Annotated in this window: 23 protein-coding genes, 1 tRNA gene and 2 pseudogenes; 15 read left to right on the forward strand and 11 right to left on the reverse strand. The window is 71.1% G+C overall.

Features of this window, described 5'->3' with window-relative positions:
* Window positions 1-96: 96 nt before the first annotated feature.
* The 5 genes and pseudogenes from AC559T_RS05000 to AC559T_RS05020 all read left to right on the forward strand — a co-directional run bounded on the left by AC559T_RS05000 (window position 97) and on the right by AC559T_RS05020 (window position 3,555).
* On the forward strand, window positions 97-939 hold the full coding sequence (locus AC559T_RS05000) for an NAD(P)/FAD-dependent oxidoreductase (RefSeq protein ID WP_498867925.1): 843 nt from the start codon (window positions 97-99) through the stop codon (window positions 937-939).
* Window positions 936-1,304, forward strand: a complete 369-nt coding sequence (locus AC559T_RS05005; protein ID WP_498867926.1) for a hypothetical protein — start codon at window positions 936-938, stop codon at window positions 1,302-1,304. Before AC559T_RS05000 ends, AC559T_RS05005 begins: the two co-directional genes overlap by 4 nt.
* 26 nt (window positions 1,305-1,330) lie before the next feature.
* Entirely contained in the window at window positions 1,331-2,293 is a 963-nt protein-coding gene (locus tag AC559T_RS05010) for an RNA polymerase sigma-70 factor (protein ID WP_243657818.1), read from the forward strand.
* 39 nt (window positions 2,294-2,332) lie between these two features.
* Window positions 2,333-2,872: pseudogene (locus AC559T_RS05015) on the forward strand (NsdA family TPR-like regulatory protein); the annotation flags it as partial.
* Window positions 2,869-3,555 (forward strand): 2'-5' RNA ligase family protein, encoded by a 687-nt coding sequence (locus tag AC559T_RS05020; protein ID WP_498867927.1) that lies wholly within the window; start codon window positions 2,869-2,871, stop codon window positions 3,553-3,555. The pseudogene AC559T_RS05015 and the gene AC559T_RS05020, both read left to right, overlap by 4 nt.
* A 76-nt stretch (window positions 3,556-3,631) precedes the next feature.
* Here the strand turns inward: AC559T_RS05020 and AC559T_RS05025 are convergent, their stop codons facing one another.
* Complete coding sequence (locus tag AC559T_RS05025; RefSeq protein ID WP_498867928.1) at window positions 3,632-3,934, reverse strand: helix-turn-helix domain-containing protein; 303 nt, start codon at window positions 3,932-3,934, stop codon at window positions 3,632-3,634.
* Window positions 3,935-4,000: 66 nt separating this feature from the next.
* Here AC559T_RS05025 and map point away from each other — a divergent pair, with 66 nt between their 5' ends.
* The 3 genes and pseudogenes from map (at window position 4,001) to AC559T_RS05040 (ending at window position 7,698) form a co-directional block, all read left to right on the forward strand.
* On the forward strand, window positions 4,001-4,783 hold the full coding sequence (gene map / locus AC559T_RS05030) for a type I methionyl aminopeptidase (RefSeq protein WP_498867929.1): 783 nt from the start codon (window positions 4,001-4,003) through the stop codon (window positions 4,781-4,783).
* A 98-nt stretch (window positions 4,784-4,881) separates the two neighbouring features.
* Window positions 4,882-5,936, forward strand: a pseudogene (locus AC559T_RS05035) (integrase core domain-containing protein); the annotation flags it as partial.
* A 1,198-nt stretch (window positions 5,937-7,134) separates the two neighbouring features.
* On the forward strand, window positions 7,135-7,698 hold the full coding sequence (locus tag AC559T_RS05040) for a hypothetical protein (protein WP_498867930.1): 564 nt from the start codon (window positions 7,135-7,137) through the stop codon (window positions 7,696-7,698).
* A 373-nt stretch (window positions 7,699-8,071) separates the two neighbouring features.
* Here the strand turns inward: AC559T_RS05040 and AC559T_RS05045 are convergent, their stop codons facing one another.
* From AC559T_RS05045 to AC559T_RS05060, 4 genes are all read right to left on the reverse strand, one after another.
* Entirely contained in the window at window positions 8,072-8,467 is a 396-nt protein-coding gene (locus AC559T_RS05045; RefSeq protein ID WP_498867931.1) for a hypothetical protein, read from the reverse strand.
* A gap of 107 nt (window positions 8,468-8,574) precedes the next feature.
* Window positions 8,575-9,210, reverse strand: coding sequence for a TnsA-like heteromeric transposase endonuclease subunit (locus tag AC559T_RS05050; RefSeq protein ID WP_498867932.1), 636 nt, complete (start codon window positions 9,208-9,210; stop codon window positions 8,575-8,577).
* A gap of 241 nt (window positions 9,211-9,451) precedes the next feature.
* Entirely contained in the window at window positions 9,452-9,811 is a 360-nt protein-coding gene (locus AC559T_RS05055) for a VOC family protein (protein ID WP_498867933.1), read from the reverse strand.
* 726 nt (window positions 9,812-10,537) lie between these two features.
* Window positions 10,538-10,610: transfer RNA gene (locus tag AC559T_RS05060), tRNA-Asn, on the reverse strand.
* 248 nt (window positions 10,611-10,858) lie between these two features.
* On the opposite strand from AC559T_RS05060, the gene AC559T_RS05065 reads away from it, so the two are divergent.
* Together AC559T_RS05065 and AC559T_RS05070 are read left to right on the forward strand one after the other, a co-directional pair.
* A complete protein-coding gene (locus tag AC559T_RS05065; protein ID WP_020458943.1) occupies window positions 10,859-11,137 on the forward strand; it encodes a hypothetical protein in 279 nt (92 codons plus the stop codon).
* A gap of 168 nt (window positions 11,138-11,305) precedes the next feature.
* Window positions 11,306-11,791 (forward strand): winged helix-turn-helix transcriptional regulator, encoded by a 486-nt coding sequence (locus tag AC559T_RS05070; protein ID WP_498867934.1) that lies wholly within the window; start codon window positions 11,306-11,308, stop codon window positions 11,789-11,791.
* A 69-nt stretch (window positions 11,792-11,860) separates the two neighbouring features.
* On the opposite strand, the gene AC559T_RS05075 is transcribed toward AC559T_RS05070, so the two are convergent.
* On the reverse strand, window positions 11,861-13,402 hold the full coding sequence (locus tag AC559T_RS05075) for an LCP family protein (RefSeq protein ID WP_498867935.1): 1,542 nt from the start codon (window positions 13,400-13,402) through the stop codon (window positions 11,861-11,863).
* Between the two features lie 526 nt (window positions 13,403-13,928).
* Between AC559T_RS05075 and AC559T_RS05080 the strand changes: the two genes are divergently transcribed.
* Window positions 13,929-15,584 (forward strand): alkaline phosphatase D family protein, encoded by a 1,656-nt coding sequence (locus tag AC559T_RS05080; protein WP_498867936.1) that lies wholly within the window; start codon window positions 13,929-13,931, stop codon window positions 15,582-15,584.
* A 116-nt stretch (window positions 15,585-15,700) separates the two neighbouring features.
* Here AC559T_RS05080 and AC559T_RS05085 read toward each other — a convergent pair whose 3' ends face one another.
* The 3 genes from AC559T_RS05085 to AC559T_RS05095 all read right to left on the reverse strand — a co-directional run bounded on the left by AC559T_RS05085 (window position 15,701) and on the right by AC559T_RS05095 (window position 18,958).
* On the reverse strand, window positions 15,701-17,617 hold the full coding sequence (locus AC559T_RS05085) for an ABC transporter ATP-binding protein (RefSeq protein WP_112108265.1): 1,917 nt from the start codon (window positions 17,615-17,617) through the stop codon (window positions 15,701-15,703).
* A 402-nt stretch (window positions 17,618-18,019) separates the two neighbouring features.
* Entirely contained in the window at window positions 18,020-18,274 is a 255-nt protein-coding gene (locus AC559T_RS05090) for a hypothetical protein (protein WP_020458932.1), read from the reverse strand.
* 216 nt (window positions 18,275-18,490) lie between these two features.
* A complete protein-coding gene (locus tag AC559T_RS05095) occupies window positions 18,491-18,958 on the reverse strand; it encodes an SCP2 sterol-binding domain-containing protein (protein WP_498867937.1) in 468 nt (155 codons plus the stop codon).
* A gap of 235 nt (window positions 18,959-19,193) precedes the next feature.
* Here AC559T_RS05095 and AC559T_RS05100 point away from each other — a divergent pair, with 235 nt between their 5' ends.
* From AC559T_RS05100 to AC559T_RS05110, 3 genes are all read left to right on the forward strand, one after another.
* Entirely contained in the window at window positions 19,194-20,963 is a 1,770-nt protein-coding gene (locus AC559T_RS05100) for a protein kinase domain-containing protein (RefSeq protein ID WP_498867938.1), read from the forward strand.
* A 259-nt stretch (window positions 20,964-21,222) separates the two neighbouring features.
* Complete coding sequence (locus AC559T_RS05105) at window positions 21,223-22,164, forward strand: ParA family protein (RefSeq protein WP_112108263.1); 942 nt, start codon at window positions 21,223-21,225, stop codon at window positions 22,162-22,164.
* Window positions 22,165-22,174: 10 nt separating this feature from the next.
* A complete protein-coding gene (locus tag AC559T_RS05110; protein ID WP_235014565.1) occupies window positions 22,175-22,696 on the forward strand; it encodes an oxidoreductase in 522 nt (173 codons plus the stop codon).
* 33 nt (window positions 22,697-22,729) lie between these two features.
* On the opposite strand, the gene AC559T_RS05115 is transcribed toward AC559T_RS05110, so the two are convergent.
* On the reverse strand, window positions 22,730-23,137 hold the full coding sequence (locus AC559T_RS05115; protein ID WP_071061269.1) for a PPOX class F420-dependent oxidoreductase: 408 nt from the start codon (window positions 23,135-23,137) through the stop codon (window positions 22,730-22,732).
* Between the two features lie 838 nt (window positions 23,138-23,975).
* Here AC559T_RS05115 and AC559T_RS05120 point away from each other — a divergent pair.
* On the forward strand, window positions 23,976-24,755 hold the full coding sequence (locus AC559T_RS05120; RefSeq protein WP_235014564.1) for a hypothetical protein: 780 nt from the start codon (window positions 23,976-23,978) through the stop codon (window positions 24,753-24,755).
* Between the two features lie 183 nt (window positions 24,756-24,938).
* Here AC559T_RS05120 and AC559T_RS05125 read toward each other — a convergent pair whose 3' ends face one another.
* On the reverse strand, window positions 24,939-25,646 hold the full coding sequence (locus AC559T_RS05125) for a hypothetical protein (protein WP_112108261.1): 708 nt from the start codon (window positions 25,644-25,646) through the stop codon (window positions 24,939-24,941).
* Window positions 25,647-26,202 lie beyond the last annotated feature (556 nt).

Here is a 26,202-nt window from a genome sequence, read left to right on the forward strand (position 1 = left end):
AGCCGAGCCCCCGTGAAGTGATCTGACTCACGTCCTGTCACAGCGACTGATGACGCGGTGTCTTGAGGCCGACCACCTGGAAACGGAGGAGGCACTATGACTGGGAACACGCATGTGGTCGTGATCGGTGGCGGATACGCGGGCGTGATGGCCGCGAACCGGCTGACGCTGCGCGACGACGTGACCGTGACGCTGATCAACCCGCGCCCGGACTTCGTCCACCGGGTCCGCCTGCACCAGCTGGTGGGCGGGTCCGACGACGCGGTCGTCGCCTACCAGGACGTCCTGGCCGAGGGCGTCCGGCTGGTGGTCGACACCGTGACCCGTATCGACGCGGCCGAGCGCAGCGTGACACTGGCGGCCGACCGCACGCTCGGCTACGACTACCTGATCTACGCCGTGGGCAGTGGCAGCGCCGAACTGAGCGTGCCAGGGGCGGCCGAGTTCGCCTACCCGATCTCCACCCTGGAGGAGGCACAGCGGCTGCGCCCGGTCCTCGACGCCGCGCCCGCGACGGCCCCCGTGACGGTGGTCGGCGCCGGTCCCACCGGCATCGAGACCGCCGCCGAGCTGGCGGAGCAGGGCCGCCGGGTGACCCTGGTCTGCGGCGGCGTGCTCGGCCCGTACCTGCACACCCGGGGTCGGCGCTCGGTTGCGAAGCGGCTCGCCAAGCTCGGTGTGACGGTTATCGACGGCTCCGACGCGAAGGTGACGGCGGTGACCCGCGACACCGTACGGCTCGCTGACGGCCGTGAACTGCCGAGCGAGGTCACCGTCTGGACCGTCGGCTTCGGCGTTCCTGAACTGGCCGTACGCAGCGGTCTGAGCACCGACGCCGTGGGCCGCCTGCGCACCGACGAGACGCTGACCAGCGTGGACGACGAGCGCATCGTCGCGGCCGGGACTCGGCGGCACCGTCCGGCCTGCCGCTGCGGATGAGCTGCCTGAACGCGATGCCGCTGGGCGCGCGGGCCGCCGACACCGTACTCAGCAGGCTCGCGGGTGAGCGGCCCGACGACATCCACCAGTCGTTGGGCGCCCAGTGCATCAGCCTGGGCCGAAGCGCGGGCATCTACCAGTTCGCCAACAGGTCCGACGTCGCGGTGTGGCTGCACATCGACGACGGCCTGGGCGCCAGGGTCAAGGAATTGGTCTGCAAGGTCATCCCCAAGCACTTGGCCGAAGAGGCGCACAAGCCCGGTTCGTTCAGGCTGCACCGCATTCCGGGAGGTGTCGCCAAGCGCCAGCAGCTGCTGCGCGCCAACCGCGCCGAGGCACCGGCCGCCGCCGACCGGGCAGCCTGACCGGTGCGTGCCGCGAGGATCTTGCTGTGGACGCACGCGAACGCGGTCGGCCGCCAGGGCCGACCGCGAAGGACGAGGAGAAGGGACGAGAGATGAGCGACGACGCCACCGACCCGGCGACCGAGGCGTTCCTCGCACACCGCAACCTGCTCTTCACCGTCGCCTACGAGATACTCGGATCGGCGGCCGACGCCGAAGACGTCCTCCAGGAGACCTGGCTTCGATGGGTCAAGGCCGACCAGGGGCAGATGCGCGACCAGCGCGCCTACCTGGTCCGGATCACCACCCGCCAGGCGCTCAACCGGCTGCGCACCATGAAGCGCCGCCGGGAGGCATACGTCGGCCCCTGGCTGCCCGAGCCGCTGCTCACCGCGCCGGACGTGGCCGAGGACGTCGAGCTCGCCGAGAGCGTGTCGATGGCGCTGATGCTCGTCCTCGAGACGCTGTCACCGACCGAGCGCGCCGTCTTCGTGCTGCGCGAGGTCTTCGACATCGGCTACGACGAGATCGCGGCCGCCGTCGACAAGAGCCCTGCGGCCGTCCGCCAGATCGCCCACCGCGCCCGCCAGCACGTCGATTCCCGCCGCCCCCGCCGGGTGGTCTCCTCGAACGAGGGCCAGGCAGTCCTGGAGTCGTTCCAGCGCGCGATCGAAACCGGGGACCCGCAGGGCCTCCTTGAGGTGCTCGCCCCCGAGGTCGTCCTGATGAGCGACGGCGGCGGCATCAAACACGCCGCGCTGCGGCCGGTCACTGGCGCCGAGCAGGTGGCCCGTATGTTCGCCGGCGGCATCGGCAAGCTCGAAGGCACGCTCACCGCCGAACCGACCGTGGTCAACGGCAACCCGGCACTCCTCGTCCGCCTGGACGGCGAGATCGACGGCGTCATGGCGATCCGTGTCGAGGACGCACGCATCACCGGCCTCTACTACGTCCGCAACCCGGAGAAACTGTCCCACGTCGCATCCGCGACCCCACTCACCCTGCGCTGAACACCACCGGTCCCCGACGCGCGGACGTCAGGTCGCCGAGTCGCCGGTCGGTCGGCCCAGGCAATCCGGCTTGCCGTGAACGGGGAGGCACGCGCCCTCGGTCGGCTCGGTGACCGCACCGGCGTGGACCGATCCGTGGCCGAAGCGTTCGACCTGGCCGACCAGTATCCGGTGCCCGACGGGATGTCACCCTGTATCTCCTTCGGGCCCTACAGCACGGCCCGTGTCGCCGCGAACGCAGCGACCGCATACGTCTCCCTGGGCGAAACGGCCAGGGTGCGGGAGTATGCGGACATGGCCGTGCAGGTAGCCGACCGATCCCCATCGATGTGGAGCCGTTGTCTCGTCCGCCTCGACCTGGCGACCGCGCTGCTCCTGTCCGACGCTCCCGACCCGGAGCAGGCTGCCGCACTTGGGATCGAGGCTCTGACTAGCGCGGCCGGCAACCCGATCGAGTCCATCCGACGTCGTAGCCACGAGCTGGTCGCCCGTGCCAGGCCATGGCAGCAGATCGGCCCGGTCACCGAACTCGCGGAGGCTTCCCGCGCGCTCGCCCTCCCCGCCGGCGCACACCGGTGACCACGTCACCCACCACGAACCCGGTCATGGACGACTGGCACCGCTTCACCAGCCTCGACCGGCTCGACAACCACTGGGACCGGCTCGGCTGGACGCCCGGACGCCGCTCCTACCACTGGATGCTGACCTTCGAGAACGCCACCGAGCTGCACGCCCTTGCCGACCGGTGCCAGCAGCGGCTGCGCCTGCCCGTCCTCGACCCGGTACCGCCTGACGGGCTGCATCTGACGCTCCAACGTCTCGCCTTCACCGATCAGATCGGCCGGGCTGATGTTGACAGAGCCGTGGAGCAGACGTGTGTACGGCTGGCCGGTGTCGAGCCGTTCTCGTTGGCTGTGGGGCCACTGGCGGGGTCGTCCGGTGCCGTCCGCTTCAGCGTCCTGCCCTGGGCACCGGTGGTCGCCGTTCGGGACGGGCTCATCGAGGCGATCACGGCCGTACTCGGGCCCGCCGCGGTGGTGGTCAAGCCGAACGGGTTTCGGCCCCACGTCGGCATCGCCTACTGCAACAGTCGGACCGACGCCCATCCGATCATCTCGGCCGTCAGAGATCTCCGGGAGCTTCCACCCGTCCGTGTCACGGTCGGCGCCGTCACGCTGGTCGAACTACGCCGCGAGGAACGCGCGTACCGGTGGGACACCTTGGCCCGCGTGCGCCTTGTCAGCGCCTGCCAGGTGTACTGACCGGGGACGTTGGTTGAGCACCGCGCCCACGGGCTCTCTGCCGTCGGCACCTGCAACGGAGCTGCGGGCCCGAGACTCACGAGGCCGACCGCTCGCGTGCGTTGCGACCTGATCTTGTGGGTTCGACCTCGCCGTCAGGCTGGTTGATCTCGGCCCACACTTCGTCGAGGGAAAGGCCGAGGACATCGGCGATCGCCGCGATGGTCGGGAAGGCAGGGGTGGCTACGCGACCAGACTCGATCTTCCGAAGGGTTTCTGGTGAGACACCTGCATCCAGCGCGGTATCGAGCATCGAGCGCTCCCCCCTGGCCCGACGCAGGAGGGCGCCGAGGCGCTGCCCGCGCTCGACCTCTGCCGGAGTGAGCGGCAACCTGACCATGACTCCAATTATAGTACCGGTATAATATGGCCGGGATAGTTATTGGTAGTGCGAGAAGGGCGCCGCATGATCGAGATCCTGAGCCCCACCAAACTGGCCCAAGCAAAGGACACAGGCGCCCTGGTCGCTGACATTTTGCAGACGCTGAAGAGCCGCAGCACGGTCGGCACGAGCCTCCTGGACATCGACCGGTGGGCCGAGACCATGATCGTCGAGGCTGGAGCGCAGTCCTGCTACGTCGACTACGAGCCGTCCTTCGGACGCGGGCCGTTCGGCCACTACATCTGCACGGCCGTCAACGACGCCGTGCTCCACGGCCTGCCCTACGACTACACGCTTGCCGACGGCGACCTGCTGACGCTCGACCTCGCCGTCTCCAAAGACGGAGTCGCCGCGGACTCCGCCATCAGCTTCATCGTGGGCGACTCAAAGCCCCCGGAGAGCGTCGCGATGATCAACGCGACCGAACGCGCGCTGTACGCAGGGATAGCCGCTGCCGGCCCCGGAGCTCGCATCGGTGACATCTCCCATGCCATCGGCTCCGTCCTCAGCGAGGCCGGGTACCCGATCAACACCGAGTTCGGAGGTCATGGCATCGGATCGACGATGCACCAGGACCCGCACGTTTCGAACACCGGACGGCCCGGCCGTGGATACAGACTGCGCCCCGGGCTGCTGCTGGCATTGGAGCCGTGGGTCATGGCGGACACCGCCGAGCTCGTCACCGATGCCGATGGCTGGACCCTCCGAAGCGCGACAGGCTGCCGGACAGCGCACAGTGAGCACACGATCGCCATCACCGACGACGGAGCCGAAATCCTCACCCTGCCGAAGCAGGTGCAGCCGTGAGGTCGGAGCGACCCTGTGGGGCTCCAGAACCCCGATTTGGGCGGTGACCTGCGCGTTTACCTGCCGGACGGGGCCCATGTCACGCAGGCTGGATGGTCATGGTGTGGTCGCTGCTCTACGCCCTGACACGCAACACTCTCGGACTGATGCTGCTCCGCGTGCGCGGCGACACCGCGAAAGACGTGGAGCTCCTCGTCCTACGGCACCAGGTGGCGGTGCTGCGACGACAGGTCCACCGTCCGACGCTGGAACCGGCGGATCGGATGATCCTCGCAGCCCTGTCCCGGCTGTTACCCCGGGCTTGCTGGGGTTCGTTCTTCGTCACCCCCGCCACCGTGCTGCGCTGGCACCGTGACCTCCTCGCCCGAAAATGAACCCACCCGCGGAAGTCACCCGGTCGGCCACCGATCCGCCGGGAGATCCGCGAGCTGGTCCTGCGCCTCGCACGGGAGAACCCGACCTGGGGCCACCGCAGGATCCACGGCGAGTTCGTCGGGCTGGGCTACCCGGTCGGGGTCGCCACCGTCTGGCGGATCCTGCACCACGCCGGCGCCAACCCCGCACCCCGCCGGGCCGACACCTCCTGGCACACGTTCCTACGCGCCCAGGCCTCCGGCCTGCTGGCCTGCGACTTCTTCACCGTCGACACCGCGTTCCTCCAACGGATCTACGTGTTCTTCGTCGTCGACCACGCCACCCGCCGTGCCCATGTCCTCGGAGCAACGAAACACCCAACCACGACCTGGGTCACCCAACGGGCACGAAACCTGCCGATGGATCTCGAGGAGCGTACCCACCAGTTCCGGTTCCTCATCCGTGACCGCGACACAAAGTTCACGGCTCCGTTCGACGCCGTCTTCACCGCAGCCGGCATCGACGTGGTAGGCACACCGCCACAGTCACCCCAGGCGAACGCGATCGCGGAACGCTGGGTCGGCACCGCCCGCCGCGAATGCACCGACAGACTACTGATCGTCTCTGAACGGCACCTGACCACCGCCCTCACCAGCTACTCCGAGCATTTCAACACCCACCGGCCCCACCACTCCCTCAGCCAGCACCCACCCGACCCGCCACTGCCCCGACCCCGGACTCCACCGTCCGTCACACACGCATCCTCGACGGGCTGATCAACGAATACCGCAACGCCGCCCGACGACACCCCCCGGACGATCACGTCAGCCATAAAAGAGCAGCGCACAGGCCGAAACCCGAATTTCGGAGCCCCACAGGGTCGAGCTTCGAACCCCGGGCGACCTGTTGTTTCCGCGGCTCGGGTCACGCCGACGCCAATGCCTTCAGACCGTGCGCCGGCCTGCCCGTGCTTGCGTTCGATCGGCCGGCTCGACATCCCCGTCCGGGCGTCACGGCGGATCGCCGCGTACAACTCGACCCTCGACAGCCTGGCCACCGGCACCCCTCGCTCGACGGTGCCGATCTTCCCGTCGTCGCTCGGAGGGTGCGGTCGGAACTCGCGAACAGCAACCCCAGAGACAACAGGGGTGCGGTCGCCGCTCGCGAACATCTGCGGTCGGTTCACACGAGCAGAGCCACCCGGCTTCAGAATGGCATCAGAACGGCTTCTACCGTCCTGATCATCTTCGACGACCGCGGTGGCAAGACCCCCCGCACCAAGATCACTGCCACCAGCCCCACCGGCCGAACCGTCACCCTTCGCCGCTGCTGATGCGCCCCCGCCGCTCGCGCGACAGCCACCGGACAGCAACGTGCGGTGAAAGTCGCCCCCGTCGTTCGCCCGGGGCCTGAAAAAGGGACCGAAGCGTGGGCACCTTGCAGACGCCCACCAGATCGTGCGCGTCGCAGGTTACTCCCGGCTCTACCTGCGCCTTCGTGCGCCCGCGGTTCGAGCGGAACTGGACGATCTCCTCTGCTTCGACAGCGTCGACGATGATGACATCGGGGACTGAAGCCGGCGCCGCCGGATATATGTCCATCAACCGTTTGGGCACCGCACTGCGCGGCGCGACACGCCTGCCGGCATCGCGCCGAACCGGCTGCGTGTCCCGTAACATTCCGATGCCGCACAGCCCAGGACTTCGGTACTGAATAGCGGGTCAGCATGCACACTCACCCGCCAGAGCCAGCCGAGAAGCTCCTCCAGCGTAACAGTGAAGCTTTTCTATGGCAGGCTTGTTCCTGAGGCCTCCTTGGAGGAACGGCGTTAGATGGAAAAGTTCATTCATGCCGCCGCGGGCCCCTACTCTAAGGCGAGCCCTCGGCCAGCCGGCGGGTAGGTCGCCGTGCCCCGGCAGGATAACGAAAACCTGGCCACCAGGTACCGGGTGAGCACCGTGGGCGAGTGATGGGTTCCATGACCAGGAGGAGCAATCATGAAGCTGATTTTCTTGCCACGTCGCGCGTTCGCCGGCGTCGTCGCCGTGTCCGCGGCGGCGGCCGGCCTGTGGCTCGCGCCCGCCGCGGCCTCGGCGGACATCAATCTCGTCACCTGTACGGGGACGGAAGCAGTCAGTTACAGCCCGGGGTTGACCTACACCCCGCACGACACCACGGTCACGATCAACGGCTCCCTCGGTTCCCTCGGCTCCGCCGCGAGACCGGGCGCCTGCGTGGCGCCAGGCACCGGTATCACCTCCGCGACCTACACCGAGGTCTTCAACCGCCCGGGTGCCTCGTGCGTCCAGGCGGCGTTCAATGGTCCAGGCGCCCGGGTGATCACGTGGAACGACGGCCAAACCAGCACCTTCACCTTCACCGCACAGATCCAGACGCTCCCGGCCGCGTCCGTCGTCACCCTGGCAGGGACGATCACCGCCGGCCGGTTCAAGGGCCGGACGGCCGTCGAGACCATCCAGATCCCGCAGCTCAACCTGCTCCAGTGCTCGACTACGGGCATCACCGACAGCACCGACCTCGCGACGCTGATCATCGTCTGACGTTGAGAGGGAGGGTGCCGGCGCCGCTCGGCCCGGCACCCTCTGGCCCGCCTCAGTACCCGTCGCTCAGCCACGGTCTCCGCGAAGGCCCATGTGTCGCCGTCGGCGCGAGGTCACGCGGAGCGCCTGCCGGTGAAGGGCTCGGTCTTCACGAGGTGTAGTTGCCGGAATCCGGCCAACATTACGACTGTTGCCAGTACCCCACCAGCTGGCAACAGTTAGGAGCGATCAAGACGGCCGTGCAGGCCGAGACGCGTCTGGGGGCTGGTCGGTCCGCGCGGATGCTTCCGTAGCGCGCCGCACCCGACCGCCCTACCTGCGGCTACTCACGGAGGGACGCCGATCAGCGGGCGCCTCTATGCAACCGACGGTGTCAGGAGAACGGGCCGTCGGGACGCGCAACCAGCGACCGGCGGGCGCGCGCCGAACCGGTGACGTGGCGGCCGTGCGCGAGCCTGCCGAACACCGCCCTGCGCCGGTCCACCCGATGGTCGACCAGGCCGACAACACCCCGAGCCTGGTAGCGCTGCCGATGGCGCTTCACCGTCGCCGCGCTCACCGGGTGGCCTGCCGCGGCCAGCTCCGCGGCCTTCACCTGCTCTCGGCGGGTCAGCGACCACCGGCCGGGGTCGTAGTCCGGCCGCGGCGCCGTCCCCGGTGGGCTGTCCGGTGGAAGGCCGCGCAGCACCTCGACAACGTGCCGTTCCCACCACAGCGCCCGCTCGACCGCCTCGGCGGGCAGGCCCTCCAGGACCCCGTGCGGCGACACCCACCCAGCGCTCCTCATCGAGACCACGCCGCGGGACCGACGACCGTCGACGGCCCCAGCAGCCCGCCGGTCAGGTCCGCCGCCAACAGCCGGCGCCAGAGCAGGTGCTAGAGCACCGGCAGCACCGCCAGCCGGTCACCGACCTCAGCGACGCCGTCGAACAGCGACCTCGGCCCGGCGAACACCTCCACCAGCCGGTCCGCCACCGCCCCGGAGCCGCCGCAGCGGGGATGCCGATAACGCGCCAGCCAGCGCACGTTCGCCACCAACACCCCATCGGGCACCCCGACCCGGCGGAACAGCCAGCCGACCCGCACGCACGCCCGCGCCATCGCCGCGAACGCCTCGGCGTCCGACGGCTCGATCCGGTCGTCCGCCCGCACGTCGACGACCACGCCCCCGCCGTCGGCGAGCCGGACGAAGAAGTCAGGCGCGTGCCGCCGCTGGCGGACACCGTCCTGCCAGCGGAGCCAGAACGGCTGCGCGGCCAGGCCCACCACGTCCGGATCGAAGTCGAGCAGCATCAGGTGATCCCGCTCCAGCCACGACTCGAACCCCACATGATCACCGAGAGTGGCCGGCCACCACCAGCCCGGAAAACTGCGTCCTCCTCGCGGCCAGCCGAACGGCCGCACCGGCGAGACCTTCTCGAACGGCACGTCCCAGCACGTCGCCAGCGCCTCCCGACACCGCGACCCGGCCGCCTCCACCAACTCCAGCACGAACCCGCCACCCACCGACACCCGCCGGACGGTAGATCACCAGGCCCCGAGCCGGGTCAACTTCGATGGCACGAACCATGACCGGACCACATTCGATGGCACGCGGGGCAGGTTCGATGTCAAAGGACACCTCCCCACCGGACGTTTCCCACGCCCGGCCCCGAGTGGTGCCCAAACTCAGGATGAACCGATCACGTGATGGCCGTCGGTACTGTTGCGGGGCACCACTTGGCGGGGCCTGGCTTGGGCATGCTGGAGCCCTCTACCAGCCGTCCTGACGAGCCAGGACGCAGAACTCGTTGCCTTCTGGGTCTGCCATGACTACCCAGTCGACGCTGTCGCCCTGCCCGACGTCGACACGGGTCGCTCCGAATTCGAGGAGGCGGGCGACTTCAGCAGCCTGGTCGTCGGGGTTGAGGTCGAGGTGCAGCCGATTCTTGGACCGTTTCCGGTCAGGCGCTCGCAGGAAGACGAGGCCGGGAAAGCTGGCCGCGTCCGCCGCGATGTCGACCTCGCGTTCGTTGCGGTAGACCACACGGAACCCCAGGACCGTCGCCCACCACTCGGCCAAGGCCACAGGATCGTCACAGTCGACGACGACGCTGAACCAACGGGCCGCCATGCGACTGATCCTGCCGGATCCGAACCGGTCACAGCGAGTCAGGTCGTGGCGCCCTCAGTCAGGTTCGAGCGACGACCACGTGGTCTGGTCCGTCAACGAACGCGGTCAGATCTCATCGGCATAGCCACGAGCGCCCGCGACAGGCCGCCGTCCACGGTATCGCGGCGCAGTCTCATGCAAGAACAGGCGAGGCCATCCCACACTCACTCAGGCCGGACCCGCCAGACACCGGATGATCATCTTTTGTCCTGGACGCACCTGACGACACCCGTGCCTCACGCCGCACCCCGCGAAGCCGCGCGAAGGCAGCCCTGACCTCCGCCCGTCATGATCCCGGCGAGCCGACGGTCGCACGGCAGAACGATCACAAAATGATCCTTAAACGCAAACGACAAGGGTTCCCGACAGCGCCACCGTGGTCACCCGATCGGCACCGGCACATAGGGAGGTCCGCCTTCGGCGGACCTCCGAGGGCGTTGCGCAGATCGCCCGTCGTCCACAGACCGACGCGGGAGCGCACTTCCGTGAGGGACCACAACCAAGATCAATATGGCGCCAGTCACATTATCTCGATCGCGCTCCGCGCGCGAGGCGGACGCAGGATGTCGGTCATGCGCTCTCGGCTCGACGGCAAACCTGTGGCCAGGCACGGCCCATAAAGTGTGGATAATCTGTGGAGATGATCTACACGAGAAGGAGGTTGCAGGTCTCTGACCTGCGGCGATGCTCCCGCGATAGGACTCGAACCTATAACCTGCCGGTTAACAGCCGGCTGCTCTGCCAATTGAGCTACGCGGGACCGTCATTTCCGTCAGGCCCGAACCGCCCAGGTTCCGCCGAGCGACCAGATGCTCCGCGGCCTGGCCGCCGTGCCGCCTGGATCTAGCCGCCCGAACCGGGCGGGTGGCGGCGACGGATCGTGCCTGACGTCGTCAGCCTACCTGAGGTTCCGGCACGGCTGTCGGTGGGGTAGTAAACAAGCCTGTGACAAGCCGGAGCAAGCGCGGTGTCAGCCGCGAACGCCCGGCCCCTGCCCCGGGAGGAACCATGCGCATCAGGCCCAGTGTGGTCGTTGCCCTCGGCATCGGGTACGTCCTCGGTGCCCGTGCGGGGCGTGACCACTACGACGCGATCATGCGCCAGGCGCGCGAGGTCAGGGAACGCCCGGAGGTCCAGAGCGTCGCCGGGGTGGTCTCGGCCCAGGCCGGGGCCCTCGCCCAGCGGGTCCGCACCGTGCTGGGCAGCGCCCAGGACAGCGACGGCACCACCTTCGCCGCGTCCCTGGGAGCGCACAGCTCCAACGGTGTGGGGGTGCACTCGCGCTGACGACGACCAGCATCTCCCACCACACCGCGGTGTGGGCCCTGCCCCATTTGGGGGACCACCCCAGGAAACGCCGGTTCCGGGCGGTCTGGCTGCAGGCCGTCCGGGTCCGTCCCGCTGGCGAGCGCTCGGCACGGGTCCACCCGGCCGCCGGCGGCCACACCGGTGTCCGTGCGCGCTGACCGGGGGCGGCGCGGCCCCGGCGGCCGGCGGACGTCCACGCATGCCGGCGGTGCCACGCCGGGGTCAGGTGCCGGGTCCGGGCCTGGCTCCGGCTCCGGCTCCGGCTCCGGCTCCGGGCAGGCTGCGGCCGGTGTGCCGGAGGAGCTCGCCGCCATCCTGGAACTGCTGGGACGCCGGTACACGCTGGCCGCCTTCTGGAGCCTTCGCGGCGGTTCGTCCTCCTTCCGGTCTCTCACCGGACGGGTCGGCGCGCCGGAGTCCCAGCTCTCGCAGCGGATGCGCGAGCTGCGCGAAGCCGGCCTGGTCGAGGTCGACGAGGCCGGCGAGTACCGCCTGACCAGCCATGGACGTCGGCTGTTGGGCGTTCTGGAGCCGCTGTCCGCCTGGGCCCAGGACTGGGTCGCGCTGAGTCCACGCCAACGGATCCCGAAGGGCTCCGCCAGCCACGCGACGGACGAACCGGACCCCGACTGACCCGCCCCGGCACCCCGGTCAGCCCCCGGGCCGACTACGGCGTCCCGCGGTCGGGTGGACATCCCACGGTCAGTAGGTGCAGTTCGGCGGGGGGGGTGGGGTGGCCGCCGCGGGGGGCGCGGGTGCGCCGGGGACGGTTCCGGCTGCCGTGGTACCGGCGGCGGCGGTCTCGGCGCCGGTGGCGGCCGGAGCGGCCGCGGGAGCCGTGACCGGGACGTCGGCGATGCCGTCGAAGGACGATCCGAGGATCAGCTGGAGCCCGTCGATGCCGGGGTCGCTCTCCAGCCGTGCCCCGGGTACGAGGGTCTGCAGGGTGGCCGCCGCGGCGTCCAGGCCGGTGCCGAAGCGGACCCGCGAGGTCACGTAGTTGCTGGTGGAGGCGTTGCCGGCGTTGGTTGCCCGGAAGCCCTTGCCGTTCAGCTCGTCGACGGCGTCGGCGGCCAGTCCGGCGATCCCGCTGCCGTTGAAGACCTGGACGGCGACCTCGGTGGCGTCGGCGCCGCCGGCGCCCGGGGCCGAACCTGTGGAGCCGCCCAGCGGGGCGACGATGCGCTCCAGATCGGCCGGGTTGTAGAACTGGACGGACACCCTCTGCCCTCCGACGAGGATCTCGCCGCGGTCGTTCACCGCGCCCTCGGCCCTGGTGGGCGGATGGGTCGGCAGGGTCTGCATGCCGACCCCGCCCGAGGCGATGCCCTTCAGCCTGGTCGCGAGCTTCCGCAGGTCCAGGAGATCGGTGTTGTCGTCCAGGGTGAGCGCGCCGGTGGCCGTGGACAGGAGCTGCTCGAGCTGGCTGGGGTTCGTCAGGACCCCGCCGCCGACGACCTTGTGGAACACCGCGCCCATGAACTGCTGCTGGCGGCGGATGCGGTCCATGTCGCCGCCGGGCAGGCCGTGCCGCTGCCGGACGAACGCCAGGGCCTGCTCGCCGCCGACGTGCACCGTCCCCGGGCCGCCGACGAAGCCGCTCATCGGGTCGTTGGTGTTGCGGCTCGTCCGGCCGTTCTCGGCGACGAACTCCTTGTGGTCCGAGGGTAGGACACAGACGTCCACGCCGCCGATCGCGTCGGTGATCGACTTGAAGCCCGCCAGGTCCATCGAGACGTAGTGGTCGATGCGCATGTTGGTCAGCGACTCGATCGTGCGGACCAGCAGTGACGGGCCGCCGTCGGAGATCGCGGAGTTGAACTTGGCCTTGTGCCGGGCGTGCTTGCGCCCGTCGGTGTCGGTGTACTCGGGGATCGTGACGTAGGTGTCGCGCGGGATGGACAGCATGGTCACGGTCTCGTCCTCACCGAAGTGGGCGAGGATCGTGGTATCGGAGCGCTGCCCTTCGAGGCCCGCACGGCTGTCCGTGCCGACGAGCAGGAAGTTGGTGGCGCCCTCGGACTCTTCGGGCCGGTCGTCACCGAGGTCGAGGTTGACCTGCCCGATGCGGCCGTTGGCGTACGTGTAGACGGCCCATCCGCCCGCGGTGACGGCGAAGACCAGGACGGACAGGAAGCCGAGGAGCACCCGGTAGAGCTGCGAGGAGGCGCTGCGGCGCGGCCGGCCTCCGCCGCGCAGGTCGAACGGGAGCGTTCTGGATCGCCGCTCTGGATCCCGTGGCACACCCGGTCGCCCGCCCAATCCAGGGTCTCCCTCCGGCGCACCACACGGAAAACAGCGCTTGGGGCGGAAATCATAGGCTATGCACTCGCGGACGGGACCACCCGGTGGTCCCGTCCGCGCTGGTCAGGAGCGCCCACGCGGAGACACCCTCCGACCGGGCCAGATCGCCACGGGGGCTGTTCCGCGCCGCCCGCGGCCGGGTTCAGAACCTCGCCAGCCGGGTTCTTGACCTCACCAGCCGGGATCGGGGCCTCACCAGCCGGCTGGCCGGCTGCCGGGCTGACTGGCCCGCCCGATCCGCAGCGCTCATACCTCTGCGCGATGTTCATCGCGTTCCGCAACGTTCATCGCGCCGTACGCGGAGCGTCGGCGGGGAGTCGGTCGCCGGATCGCCGTGATTGCCAGGCTTCTCCCCACTGGGGCCATCGCGCTGACGCCGCGCCGGAGCCACCGCGCGGGATGGCGGCCATGGGGGAGCGACCGCCGGGGCGCGCGCGGGGCCGGTGCGGCCGGAGGAAGGACGCTCATGACCGCACCTGACCACCGATCCACGTCACCCCTCGAGAACGGTCCGGCGGAGCTCGGGCCGGCCGGAGTGGGACGCCGGGCGCTGCTGCGCGGCGGCGCCGTCGTGGCGACCGCCGGCGTCGTCGGGCTGGGGAGCGGGGCCGGGCGGGCCGGCGCCGCGACCGGTGCGCCGGCGGTCGCCGCCGGCGGGCCGGGGCAGGTGCTGGGCGGGCGCCCGGCGTTCACCTCCGGGGTGCAGGCGGGCGATGTCGACACCAGCGGCGCCGTGATCTGGGCCCGCTCGGACCGCCCGGCGCTGATGACCGTGGAGGTGTCAGGCAGCGAGTCGTTCCGGTCGGCGCGGACGGTGGGCGTCACGCGTCTCACCGATGCCACGGACCGCACCGGGGTCGTCGCCGTGAACGGGCTCCCGCCCGGCAGCGAGGTCTTCTACCGGGTGCGGCTGGCGGCGGCGGATGATCCGCGCCGCGTCGGCGAGACCCTGGTCGGACGTCTGCGGACCGCGCCGGTCCGCCCCCGGGACGTGTCTTTGGTGTGGTCCGGTGATGTCTGCGGCCAGGGCTGGGGAATCAACCCCGACCGCGGCGGAATGACGATCTTCGAGACGATGCGCCGGCTGTCGCCGGACTTCGCCATCTGCTCGGGTGACTTCGTCTACGCCGACGGGCCGCTGGCCGAGACGGTCGCGCTGCCCGACGGCAGTGTGTGGCGCAACCTGGTCACCGACGAGAAGCGCAAGGTCGCCGAGACCCTCGCCGAGTTCCGCGGGAACTTCCGCTACAACTTCATGGACGCGAACCTGCTCGCGTTCAACCGCGAGGTTCCCTGGGTGTTCCAGTGGGACGACCACGAGACCACGAACAACTGGTATCCGGGCGAGATCCTCACCGATGACCGGTACACCGAGAAGCGCGTGGACGTCCTGTCCGCCCGGTCGCGGCAGGCTCTGTTCGAGTACACCCCCACACTGCCGGGCCGGCCGGACCCGGCGGGCCGGCTGTACCGCAAGATCTCCTACGGCCCGCTGCTGGACGTGTTCGTCCTGGACATGCGCAGCTACAAGAACAACAACGGGGTGGGGCAGACGGATCCGGCCGGCGCGGCGATTCTCGGCACCCGGCAGCGGGACTGGCTCATCGACGGCCTGACCAGGAGCAGGGCGACCTGGAAGGTGATCGCGAACGACCTGCCGCTCGGCATCGTCGTTCCGGACGGCACCACCGCCATCGAGGGAGTGGCGCAGGGCTCGCCCGGGGTGCCGCTGGGTCGTGAGGTCGAGATCGGGCAGGTCCTCTCGGCGATCCGGCGCAACCGGGTGCGCAACACCGTATGGATCACCGCGGACGTGCACTACACCGCGGCGCTGAGCTATCACCCCGACCGGGCCGCCACCCGGGACTTCGACCCGTTCTGGGAGTTCGTGGCGGGGCCGCTGAACGCGGGCACGTTCGGCCCCAACGCGCTCGATCCCACCTTCGGTCCCGAGCAGGTCTTCGCCCGGACGCCTCCGCCCGGCCAGTCGAACCTCCCTCCCTCCGCCGGGCTGCAGTTCTTCGGCCGCCTCGCGATCGACGGCGGCTCCCGCGCGCTGACCGTCGAGCTGCGTGACGCGGCCGGCGGTGTCCTGTGGTCGAAGGCGCTGCCAGCCGGCTGACCACACCGTGGCGGGCGCAGCCGTACCCACCGCGCCCGCCACGGCGCTGGCCGCCGCGCTCGCCATGGCTGGCACGCTGCCGCGCCAACCGCCGCCTGCGCTCGCCGCCACCGGGCCTACTCGGCGCCGGCGAGCGCAGGCGCAGGCTGAAGCGGCACCTCCGCGACGGGGTCCCGCTGCTCGAACTGGGTCCGGTACAGCTCGGCGTAACGACCACCCGCCGCGATGAGCTCGGGGTGGCTGCCGCGCTCGACGATCCGGCCGGCCTCGATGACGAGGATGACGTCGGCCGACCGCACGGTGGAGAGCCGGTGCGCGATCACCAGCGCTGTCCGGCCGGCCAGCGCCTCGCCGAGCGCCTCCTGCACGGCCGCCTCGGACGTGGAGTCCAGATGCGCGGTGGCCTCGTCCAGGATCACCACCCGGGGGCGGGCCAGCAGCAGGCGGGCGATCGTGAGGCGTTGGCGCTCCCCGCCGGAGAGGCGGTAGCCCCGCTCCCCCACCACGGTGTCCAGCCCGTCGGGAAGCTGGGTCACCAGGTCCGCCAGCCTGGCCCGGCCCAGCACGTCCCACAGCTCGGCCTCGGTGGCCTCGGGCCTGGCCAGCAGCAGGTTCGCCCGCACGGTGTCGTGGAAGAGGTGGTCATCCTGGGTGACCATGCCGATGGTCTCGCGCAGCGAGTCCGCGGTCAGGTCACGGACGTCCACCCCGGACAGCCGGATCGCGCCCGAGCCCACGTCGTAGAGACGCGGGATGAGCTGGGCGATCGTCGATTTTCCAGCCCCGGACGAACCGACGAGGGCGATCATCTGGCCCGGCTCGGCCCGCAGCGAGACGTCGTGCAGCACCTCACCGTTCTCGCGCTCGTCCAGGACGGCCACCTCCTCCAGCGACGCCAGTGACACGGCGTCGGCCGAGGGGTAGGCGAAGTGCACGTGGTCGAACTCCACCGACACCGGGCCGGCGGGCAGCGGGCGGGCGTCGGGGCGCTCCACGATGAGGGGCTCGAGGTCGAGGATCTCGAACACCCGCTCGAAGCTGACCAGGGCGCTCATCACCTCCACCCGGGCGCTGGCCAGTGAGGTCAGCGGCGCGTAGAGGCGGGTGAGCAGGAGCGCCAGGGCGACGACGGCGCCGGGCTCCAGCTCGCCGCGCAGGGCGTAGTAGCCGCCCAGCCCGTAGACGAGCGCCAGTGCGAGGGCGGACACGAGGGTCAGGGCCGTCACGAACACCCACTGGACCATGGCGGTGCGCAGGCCGATGTCGCGCACCCGCTGGGCGCGGCGGGCGAACTGGGCGGATTCGTCGGCGGGCCGGCCGAACAGCTTGATCAGGGTGGCGCCGGGGGCGGAGAAGCGTTCCGTCATCCGCGAGCCCATGACGGCGTTGTGGTGGGCGGCCTCGCGCTCCAGACGGGCGAGGCGGGAGCCCATCCGCCGTGCCGGCAGGACGAACACGGGGAGCAGGACCAGCGCGAGCAGGGTGATCTGCCAGGACAGGCTGATCATGACGACGAGGGTGAGCAGGAGCGCGACGAGGTTGCCGACGACTCCTGACAGGGTGTCGCTGAAGGCGCGCTGGGCGCCGATCACGTCGTTGTTCAGCCGGCTGACCAGGGCACCGGTGCGGGTGCGGGTGAAGAAGGCGATCGGCATCCGCTGGACGTGGTCGAACACCGCGGTGCGCAGGTCGAGGATGAGGCCCTCGCCGATGCCGGCGGACAGCCAGCGGTTGAGTACGCCGAGGGCGGCCTCGGCCACCGCGATCGCCGCGATCAGCGCCGCGAGGACGATGACCGTGCGGGGGCGGGAGCCGTCCACGATCGCGGTGACGACCCGGCCGGCCAGCACCGGCGTCGCCACCGCCAGGACGGCTCCGGCGATGCTCGTCACCAGGAACAGGCCCAGGGTGCGGCGGTGCGGCCGGGCGAATCCCGCGATCCGGCGCACGGTCGCCCGGGAGAACGGGCGCCGCTCCTCCTGGGCGTGCATCGCCGAATACATCGAGTTCCAGGCCGCGAACTCCATGCTCATCTGAACACCACCTGTCCGTCGCCGAGGTCCGTACGGCCGCACGTATCGGAACACGGAGGTCCGACAGTTTTCCGCGCGTCCCAGGTGGGCGCGCCGGCGGCGTTCGGGGCACGCGGCCCCTCGGCCGGACGGCCGGGGGATCACGAGCCGGCTCGGACGCTAATACCTGAAGTTGACTTCAGGTCAAGCTTTTGCGACCGGGGCCGCCCGGCGGGCCGACGTCGCCCTGCTCCGCGACGAGCGAGGGCCAAGGGCCAAGGGTGGGCTGGCGAGGAGAAAGGCAGAAAGCGGATCCGCCTGCGGGAGCCACCCCGGGATTCGGCGGTTCCAGGGGGCCGGCGAAAGGTGTGCCCGGTCGCCGTTGACCGGACTACGTCCCTCGTCGCGGTCCCGACCGCGAGCTCAGGCGATGCGTGTCGCCCGCTCGGCCATTCGCGGCGCCGCCGGCAGCACGGACACCGGGTGGTCCGCCATCCATCCGACGTCGGCGACCGTCACCTTCATCCGGCTGGCGAGATCGGTGGGGGCGTACCCGCCCTCGAGCGCCTGCCTGATGGCGGCGGCCCTGATTGCGCGCAGGGCCGAACGCTGCGGATGTGACGTCCACATCAGCTCGTCGGCAAGCCCCGCACGTTCGATCGGGTCAGTTACCTGCATTACCTCGTCACATGTCACGGTGATAGATGGTTGCGTGAGCAGGAAGTCTTGGCAACACCCTGCACAACAGCTGTTCCGGCGGCCTGCCAGACCGGCCACCGGAACGGACCTCGAGGCGACGCGACCCGTCCTGCGGATCGATTACAGCCCGTTTACGGATCCCCGCCGGACCATAACGCGATCCCGCAGCGGTGTGCGCTCGGTAACCGGCGGCGCTCAGTTCTCGGAGGGAACCCCGAACCAGGAGACGACCTGCCCGCCGAACTTGAGGTCACCGTCAATCTTGATCTTGCGAGTGAGGTAGAGCTTGGCGGCATTCGCCTGCCCTGTGACAACGCGCACCAGCCGCACGCGGTCGGTCGTGATGGTCACCGTCCGCCCGCCGCCCGGCGCCGGGCCGCCGGGCGGGTCGATGGTCAGCTCGCACGCCGCACCGTGGACGGCCAGCACATACACCCGCGTCGCACCGCCCGGCCCACCGCTGAGGACGAACTGGACCAGCGCGTCCTCGCCCTTGGCCTTCTCGGGCTGGAAGCTGTCGCGCATCCGGGCGAACAGCTCGTCGAGGACGGCGTCGCCCGACGGGCCACGCAGAACCGTCTCCGTCTGGGACTCCGACAACGAGCCCAGCGCGTCGACCAGCGTGGCCGGGTCGGCGTTCAGATCAACGGACAGGTCGGACATGGGTGCTCCCAGGTGCCGCGCCGATACGGATGGCCGGCCATGCGCCGGTACGTCCCATGATGTCGCGCCCCCTCGACGCCCTCGGCGCGACCCCCTGCCGAAGGTGACACCCGGCCGCCGCCACGGCCGTGTGGCATTTGGGCCTGTTCGGGCGCATGTGGCCGGTGGATACCATCGGCGACCGGGCGGCCGGCCCGGCGCCGTCGACACCGAGCCGCGGCGGAAAGGACACCGGATGCTGGAGCCGCTCATCGACTCCGACCCGCGTGCCATCGGGCCGTACCGGCTGTCGGGCAGGCTCGGCACCGGTGGGATGGGCGCCGTCTACCTGGGGTTCGACCCCGCCCGCCGACCAGCGGCGGTCAAGGTCGTCCGGCCTGACCTGCTCGGCGACGCCGAGTTCCGCGGCCGGTTCCGCCAGGAGGTCGCCGCCGCCCGCCGCGTGCGCGGCTCGTTCGTCGCCGCCGTTCTCGACGCCGACGTCGACGCACCGACACCGTGGATGGCGACCGAGTACGTCGACGGGGTGAGCCTGCAGGCGGCGGTGAGCCGGCGCGGGCACCTCGACGGGCCGATGCTCGCCGGCCTCGCCGCCGGTCTGGCGAACGCGCTGGTGGCCGTGCACGCCGCCGGCCTGGTGCATCGCGACCTCAAGCCGTCCAACGTGCTGCTGGCCTGGGACGGCCCGAAGATCATCGACTTCGGCATCGCCCGGTCGCTCGACGCCACGAGCCACACGACCGCCGGGGGCGTGCTCGGGACCGTCGCGTGGATGGCGCCCGAGCAGCTTCGCGGCGAGCGGGTCGGGCCACCCGGAGACATCTTCGCCTGGGCTCTGTGTGTGGTCTTCGCGGCGCGGGGGCGGCACCCGTTCCCCGCCGACGCGCCGGCGGTGTCCGCGATGCGCATGCTCGCCGACGACCCCGATCTGACCGGTGTGCCCGACCACCTGCTCCCGCTGCTCGCCCGTGCCCTCGCCAAGGACCCGGGCCTGCGGCCGACGGCGACGCAGGTCGTGTCCAGCCTCGCCGGGGTCGCGGTGGCCAGCCTCGACGAGGCCGACGCCGCGGTCCGCGGACTGATCGGAACCGGCTGGGTTCCACCGACGCCGCCAGGCGCCGGCCCCCCGCCCGACGTGTCGGACGTCCAGACCGCGGCGGCGCGGGCGGGCTCGGTGGCACCGGCGGGCGCGGTGGTGGCGCCGGGCATCGGCACGGTGGCGGATCGGACCCTGCGGGCGCGCCGCCGCGGGAGCGGCGGCACCGGTGGCGGCCGCTCCGGCCTGCTGACCGGTCTCGCCGCCGCCGGCCTGGCCCTCGCCGTGCTCGCGGTCACGTTCGCCGTGACCGGTGTGGGATGGGACCGGTCGGCGGGGAGCGGTGACCGGAGCGACCAGGACGCGCGGATGCGGGTCGGGGCGCTCAAGGACATGGTGCCCCCGGTGCCGGCGGACAAGGGGGCACGCGCGAGCCGGCCGGGCTTCCCGGCCGCGGATCCCGCGAAGCCGGGCGCGACCCAGACCGCCTCCGGCTCCCCCGGCGTGGCGCCGGGCTCGAATCCGCCGGGCCCTTCAACGGGCACACCGGGTGTGCCGCCGTCGGCGGCCCCCGCGCCCGCGCCGTCCCAGACTCCGCAGCTGCCGCCGGCCACGCCGCTGTACCGCTACTACAACGGTCAGGATCACGCCTCGCTCACGAGCGCGGCGCCGGCGGCCGGCTTCCACCTGGAGCATGTGCTGGGCAAGCTCTTCACCAGCGGTGACGCCCCTGGGACGGTTCCCGTCTACACGTGCCTCAACGGGGCGGAGTCGTTCACCTCGCTGGCGTCCTCATGCGAGAGTCGCACGCCGGTGGGCGTGCTGGGCTGGATCTACGCGGCGAAGCCGGCGGAGCCGGCCACCCAGGCGGTGTACCGGTGCCGTATCGGCGAGGATCACTTCGAATCACTCCAGGCCGACTGCGAGGGCCAGACAGCGGAGGGGCTCATCGGCTACGCGCCGCCCTGACGGCCGGCAGGCCGGTCCGCCGCGCTCTCCGCCCCGCGGAACAGCGTGCCCGGCCGCCCCGCGGAACAGCGTGCCCGGCCGTCCTACGGAGTAGCGTGCCCGGCGCGGCGAATCCGCCCCGGCCCGGCCCCGCCGTACAAACACTCTCCGCACAAACCCGCTCCGCGCGAATCTCCGCCGTGCGCCCCGCCGCACGAATCACGCGCCGGCGTGTGGTTTCCTCTTACCAGCACCGGCGGGATACGGGAGCGAGGATGCCGTGAAAGTCGTGGCAGTCGTCAATTACAAGGGCGGGGTGGGAAAGACGACGCTCACCGCGAACATCGGCGCGGACATCGCCCGTTGGGGAAAGCGCGTCCTGATGATCGACCTCGACCCGCAGGCGAGCCTCACGTTCTCGTTCTACCGCCCGGAGGAGTGGCGGGCGAATCTCGCCGACGACCGGACCGTCAAGGAGTGGTTCGAGGCCTGGCGCGGCGAGTCCTACGTTCCGCACCTCTCACCGTTCGTCACGACGCCGCCGGTCGTCAACTCGGCCATCACCCACAACGGCGGCGGGCTCGGGCTGGTCGCGTCGCACCTCTCGCTGGGTGACGTCGAGATGAACCTGGCGGCCCGGCTGGGCGGGGCGCAGGTCCACCGCTCGACCCGGTACTACTTCGACGTCTACCAGCGTCTCGCCGCGGGCCTGGCGACGTTCCACCCGCACGACTACGACCTGGTGCTCATCGACTGCCCGCCGAACTTCGGTGTGATCACCCGCATGGCGGTCGCCGCGTGCGACTTCCTGCTCGTCCCGGCCCGGCCGGACGAGCTGTCGACGCTGGGCATCGAGCACCTGCTCACCCGGCTGCGCCGCTTCGCGTGGGAGTACAACCGGGTCGCCGACATGCAGTCGGACCGCTACCCGGGGGTCAAACGGCTCGACCCGCAGATCCTCGGCATCGTGTTCACCATGGTGCAGTACTACGGCGGCCAGCCGATCACCGCGATGCAGCCGCACATCGAGCTGGCGAAAAGCCTCGACGCGCCGGTGTTCGACGCGATGGTCCGGGAGAGCAACAGCTACTTCGCCGGCGCGGCCGGAACCCAGCTCCCCGTCGTGCTCTCCGAGCGCATTCCCCGCGGGCTCGCACTCGAGCTGCGCACGCTCGTCGACGAGTTCCTCCGGCGAATCGGGGCGGCCAACCGTGGGTACTGAAGCCACCACCATGAGCACGGGAACCGGCGCCGTGGGTGCTGACTCCGGCGCCTCGCCCGCGGACCTCGGCGCGTTGCTGCTGCGCCAGGTGGCGGAGCTGCTGACCGGCCTCGACAGCCGCCAGGTCGCCGACCTGATCGCGGGCCACGCCCGGCTCGCCGTGGTGTCCACCGCCGCCGGACGCCCTTCGGGCACGGCGGCGCGACGTCCCACGGGCACGGCGGCGCGACGTCCCGCTGGTGCGGCGGCGGGCGCCGCGGGCCGGGCCCAGGTCGAGGTTCCCAGCGGAGCCGAGCTCGAGGAGCTGCGCCGATCCCTGCTCGACGCGCCCAGCCGCGCGGCCGCCGAGCAGCTCCTGGACGCCCTCGGCCCGCTTACGGTGGCCCGGTTGCGGGCGCTGGCCGTCGACCTGGGGATCAAGGGCATCACCAGCCGTGACCCCCGGGCCGCCGTCCAACGGAAGATCGTGGACCAGACGGCCGGCCTGCGGCTGCGGTCGGAGGCGATGTTCGGCGGCGTCCACGGCACGTGAGGCCGCCGCCCCAACAGCGGGTGGCGGGTGCGGCTACCGGCCGGGCAGGGTGATCCGGATGGCGGTCTGGGTCTCCGGCGGACGCCGGCGCACCGTGCGCGCCGCCTTCGACATGGCCGAGACCAGCGGCGCCGCGACCCGGTAACGGTGGCGCACCATGGCCCGCGCGGCACCGGTACGTTCCGGGACGATCTCTGCCATCACCTCCACCGGGCTCTCCGCCGCCTTTCCGCGGGCGTCGCACGGGGCGACCGTCGCCCGCGGGGAGTCACGCAGACGGCGCACCTTTCCGCTTTTTTCGTCGGTAAGAACGAGCAGCTCGGCGCCGTTGACCACGAACCACACCGGCGTCGAGACGGATCGCCCGTCACTGCGAAAGGTGGTCAGTGACAGGTACTTCGACGTTTCGGTCCATGCAGGCAGTGTGACGGCTGACGACATGGGCGGAACCGTAGCCCGGCCGCGGCCGGGCCGCTCGCCGGGTGGCGGAGAAGCCCGGAAGATCCCCCGCACGAATCACGCGGCCGGACCGATTCACCGCGCCGGCGGGATGATTCCGAGATTCGGGAGAACGAACCTCACCCGCCTGGCTTCGCCGGCTTTCTCTCGTTCCCCCGCCGGCCGCGGGCGCTGACGGGCGTCCGGTGCGGTCCCGCGGCGGCGGGCCCGACACCGGTCGGTCACCGCCGCGCCACCTGCGGTCACGCCCACCCAGCCGGGAGCCGGGCAGGCCGGACGGACGGGTCAGCGAAGCCGGCGGCTCCGGCGGCGAACCCCACCCGCACACCGGCCCACAGCGGCGGAGTGCTGACTCCGGTCAATATCCCGGAAACGCGGCCCGGTAAAGCCGCGGACGGGCGTCCCGCCGCGGCGACGACCCGAGGCCCATACGGGCGTGGAGCGGAGTCACGGAAAGCGGCCGTGGGTCGACACGAATACCGACGCCGGGCCGGCGGAGCACTTGACAGCGTTCGCCCGCTTGGCAGAATTGGGCCTCCGGCCGACGATGGCACATCGGATGAGGAATCGGCGTTCTCATCCGCGGGATCGACCGATACCACGGCGTGCCTTTGTCCCGGAGGCGAATACCCCGGAGGCGGAACCTCACCTCCCACATCCCGCGCGGTGCCAGACCCACCTCGCCGCGGGTGCCGCCGAAACAACCAGAGAATAATCCTCTATATAAATTTCTCGCTCGATCCGGCGGCGGGACGACCTCCGTGGCGATCGGGCCAGTCTGGAGGCGGCACCCGATCCGGTGTCCAGGGAAGGCACACAGATGAGCCAGGTGGCCAGAAAGGAACGATCCGACAAGGGCAGCATCCGCATCAACGCGCGTGACTTCCGGTGCCTGAGCTGGCTGCTGGAGATGGGTTCGGCCTACGAGGTGGATCTCGCCATCGTGCTCGACCCGGCGCGGCTGGCCTCCCCGAGCGCGGCGAGGGCGGTCGTGCGGCGTTGGCAGCAGGCGGATCTCGTCCAGGCGGAGGGGCTGTTCGCCAACCGGGGTCGGATCGTGCGTCTCACCGACGACGGCGCACGCCTGGTCGGCGAGGTCGATCACAGCGCCGCGGGCCCGCTGACCGCGGCCGTGCACGCCGCCGAGGTGGCTCGCACCCGGCTGCTGCTGGAACACCGGCCGCCCGGCATCCCGGTGGTCGGGTGGGTGGGCGCGCGCCGTTGGCGCGACGAGCACGAGCGGGCGGTCCGGACCGGCGCGCACGTTCCGGACGGTGTCGCCCGGCTCGCCGACGGATCCTGCGCCGCCGTGCAGGTCGAGCGGGTCAACCACGGGATCAGCGCGGCGATCGGTGTCGCCGGCGACCTGCTGCGCAGGTTCCCCCACGTGGTCTACGCCGTCCCGGCGATGAACGACGGGGTGTCGGCGGTGATCGAGTCGGCCGTCGCGGCGGCGGCGCGGCAGATCCGCTCCGCGGGAGCGGATCCGGGCACCGCGCTGGTGATCAGCATCCCCGACCGGCTCCACGGGGCGTTGGACGACGCACCGGACGGTGGCTGGTCGGCCCCGGGCCGACGGATGGCACGACCCTGCCGGTGACATGAAAAGGCCGCCCGGGGTACGGGGGGATCCCCGGGCAGCTAGTACATGTTTGCACCGCCCCACCGGGTGATGCAACGGTCTGCGGACGACGAGATGGTCACACGTGGTCGAGCGCCCGCACCGGGCTGTTCGCGGCGGGTGGCCTCATGCTGCCGCTGCGCACTGCCGCGGCGGGTGGCCTTAGGCAGCCGCTGCCGCGGCGAGCGGCAGCACGACCCGAGGGCAGAGGTGGATCAGCCGGGTTGACAGCGTCCCGCCTTCGAGGACGTCCAGCAGGGCACCGGCTCGCCGGCGGTCGAGCCGGCCGGACCGGTGCAGACCGCGCAGGCGGAGCAGACCGGGCAGGTGGGCCTCGATCGCGTGCTGGTCCGGTCGGGGGGCTCCGTCGAGCCACGCGTCGAACTGGGCGTCGGTCATGACCTCCCAGACCACGGTGTCGGCGATCGCGCCGGTGGCGTCGGTGACGGTGACCAGATGGGGAATGCGCACCAGGTCCGCCAGGCCGGTCAGGTCAGGCCGGGCGCCGGCGGTGACCACGTGGGTCTCCCGCCCGCTGCGCAGCAGCACCGACCGCAGGTGGGAGGCGAACGCGAGTGCCAGGGCGCTGCGGCCGGGCAGCCCGCCCTGCATGTGCATCACGACCGCGTCGATCCCGGGGCCGCGGACCCGCTCGGCGGCGGCCCGGGCCAGCCAGCTCGGCTCCACCATCACGAATCCCACCTGCGCACGCCGCCGTTCACCGACGGCGTCACCGCCGTCCTCGGCCAGGGCCCGCACCACGACAGGCTCGTGGAACCATCTGCAGGTGATCAGCCCGTCGGCCTGCGGGAGGGACAGGAGCGGGAGATCCCCGGACGTGAAGATCCGATCCATGGTCAGGGTCGTCATTCGGCTCTCCGGTGCGCGTACAGGGCATGGCAGCGCTCGCGTCAGCCCCGGGGGGTCGATGTCGCATCGGTACGTGGTGCGGCGGGTACCGGGTCTCGCGTCGGCGGTCGGGTGCGGGCGGTGCGCGGGCGTGGATCCGGCGGTCCACAAGCCGTCATGCGACCCGGCAGGTGCTGCCGAGGCCTGGGGTACTGCCCGCCCCCGTATCGGCGCCTGGCGACGGGCCACGGCGGCCCGCGCAGGGCGTCACGGAGACGGTCTGGCGGAGAGCTCCCAGCCACGCATCTCACCTTGCGATCATGACCGGACGCCGGTGTCCGGTCGTGATCCGGAGCGAGACGGACTACAGCAGGATCCGTCAAGCTCGCCCTGGCGCTGATCGAGCGGCCGGCGCCGGTGGGCCGGCGCCTCGTTCGTCAGCGGTGATGGTGCGTACCTGGCGCGAGTCACCCAGGCGGAGGTTCGTGGCGCCGGTGGTGCGTGGCGCGATGTCCCATGCGTTCGCCACCTGGAGATCGCTTGATGCGTTCGGCATTTCACTTTCCGTTAGTTCACA

Source organism: Frankia sp. Hr75.2, from assembly GCF_949319125.1.
In the GTDB taxonomy this organism is placed as follows: Bacteria; Actinomycetota; Actinomycetes; order Frankiales; family Frankiaceae; genus Parafrankia; species Parafrankia soli.

What these genes read in the sequence shown, in the direction of transcription:
- AC559T_RS05000 (WP_498867925.1), top strand. Translation starts at nt 97, where the DNA reads ATGACTGGGAACACGCATGTGGTCGTGATCGGTGGCGGATACGCGGGC.
- AC559T_RS05005 (WP_498867926.1), top strand. Translation starts at nt 936, where the DNA reads ATGAGCTGCCTGAACGCGATGCCGCTGGGCGCGCGGGCCGCCGACACC.
- AC559T_RS05025 (WP_498867928.1), bottom strand. Translation starts at nt 3,934, where the DNA reads ATGGTCAGGTTGCCGCTCACTCCGGCAGAGGTCGAGCGCGGGCAGCGC.
- map (WP_498867929.1), top strand. Translation starts at nt 4,001, where the DNA reads ATGATCGAGATCCTGAGCCCCACCAAACTGGCCCAAGCAAAGGACACA.
- AC559T_RS05040 (WP_498867930.1), top strand. Translation starts at nt 7,135, where the DNA reads ATGAAGCTGATTTTCTTGCCACGTCGCGCGTTCGCCGGCGTCGTCGCC.
- AC559T_RS05055 (WP_498867933.1), bottom strand. Translation starts at nt 9,811, where the DNA reads ATGGCGGCCCGTTGGTTCAGCGTCGTCGTCGACTGTGACGATCCTGTG.
- AC559T_RS05065 (WP_020458943.1), top strand. Translation starts at nt 10,859, where the DNA reads ATGCGCATCAGGCCCAGTGTGGTCGTTGCCCTCGGCATCGGGTACGTC.
- AC559T_RS05080 (WP_498867936.1), top strand. Translation starts at nt 13,929, where the DNA reads ATGACCGCACCTGACCACCGATCCACGTCACCCCTCGAGAACGGTCCG.
- AC559T_RS05085 (WP_112108265.1), bottom strand. Translation starts at nt 17,617, where the DNA reads ATGAGCATGGAGTTCGCGGCCTGGAACTCGATGTATTCGGCGATGCAC.
- AC559T_RS05090 (WP_020458932.1), bottom strand. Translation starts at nt 18,274, where the DNA reads ATGCAGGTAACTGACCCGATCGAACGTGCGGGGCTTGCCGACGAGCTG.
- AC559T_RS05095 (WP_498867937.1), bottom strand. Translation starts at nt 18,958, where the DNA reads ATGTCCGACCTGTCCGTTGATCTGAACGCCGACCCGGCCACGCTGGTC.
- AC559T_RS05100 (WP_498867938.1), top strand. Translation starts at nt 19,194, where the DNA reads ATGCTGGAGCCGCTCATCGACTCCGACCCGCGTGCCATCGGGCCGTAC.
- AC559T_RS05110 (WP_235014565.1), top strand. Translation starts at nt 22,175, where the DNA reads ATGAGCACGGGAACCGGCGCCGTGGGTGCTGACTCCGGCGCCTCGCCC.
- AC559T_RS05115 (WP_071061269.1), bottom strand. Translation starts at nt 23,137, where the DNA reads ATGTCGTCAGCCGTCACACTGCCTGCATGGACCGAAACGTCGAAGTAC.
- AC559T_RS05120 (WP_235014564.1), top strand. Translation starts at nt 23,976, where the DNA reads ATGAGCCAGGTGGCCAGAAAGGAACGATCCGACAAGGGCAGCATCCGC.
- AC559T_RS05125 (WP_112108261.1), bottom strand. Translation starts at nt 25,646, where the DNA reads ATGACGACCCTGACCATGGATCGGATCTTCACGTCCGGGGATCTCCCG.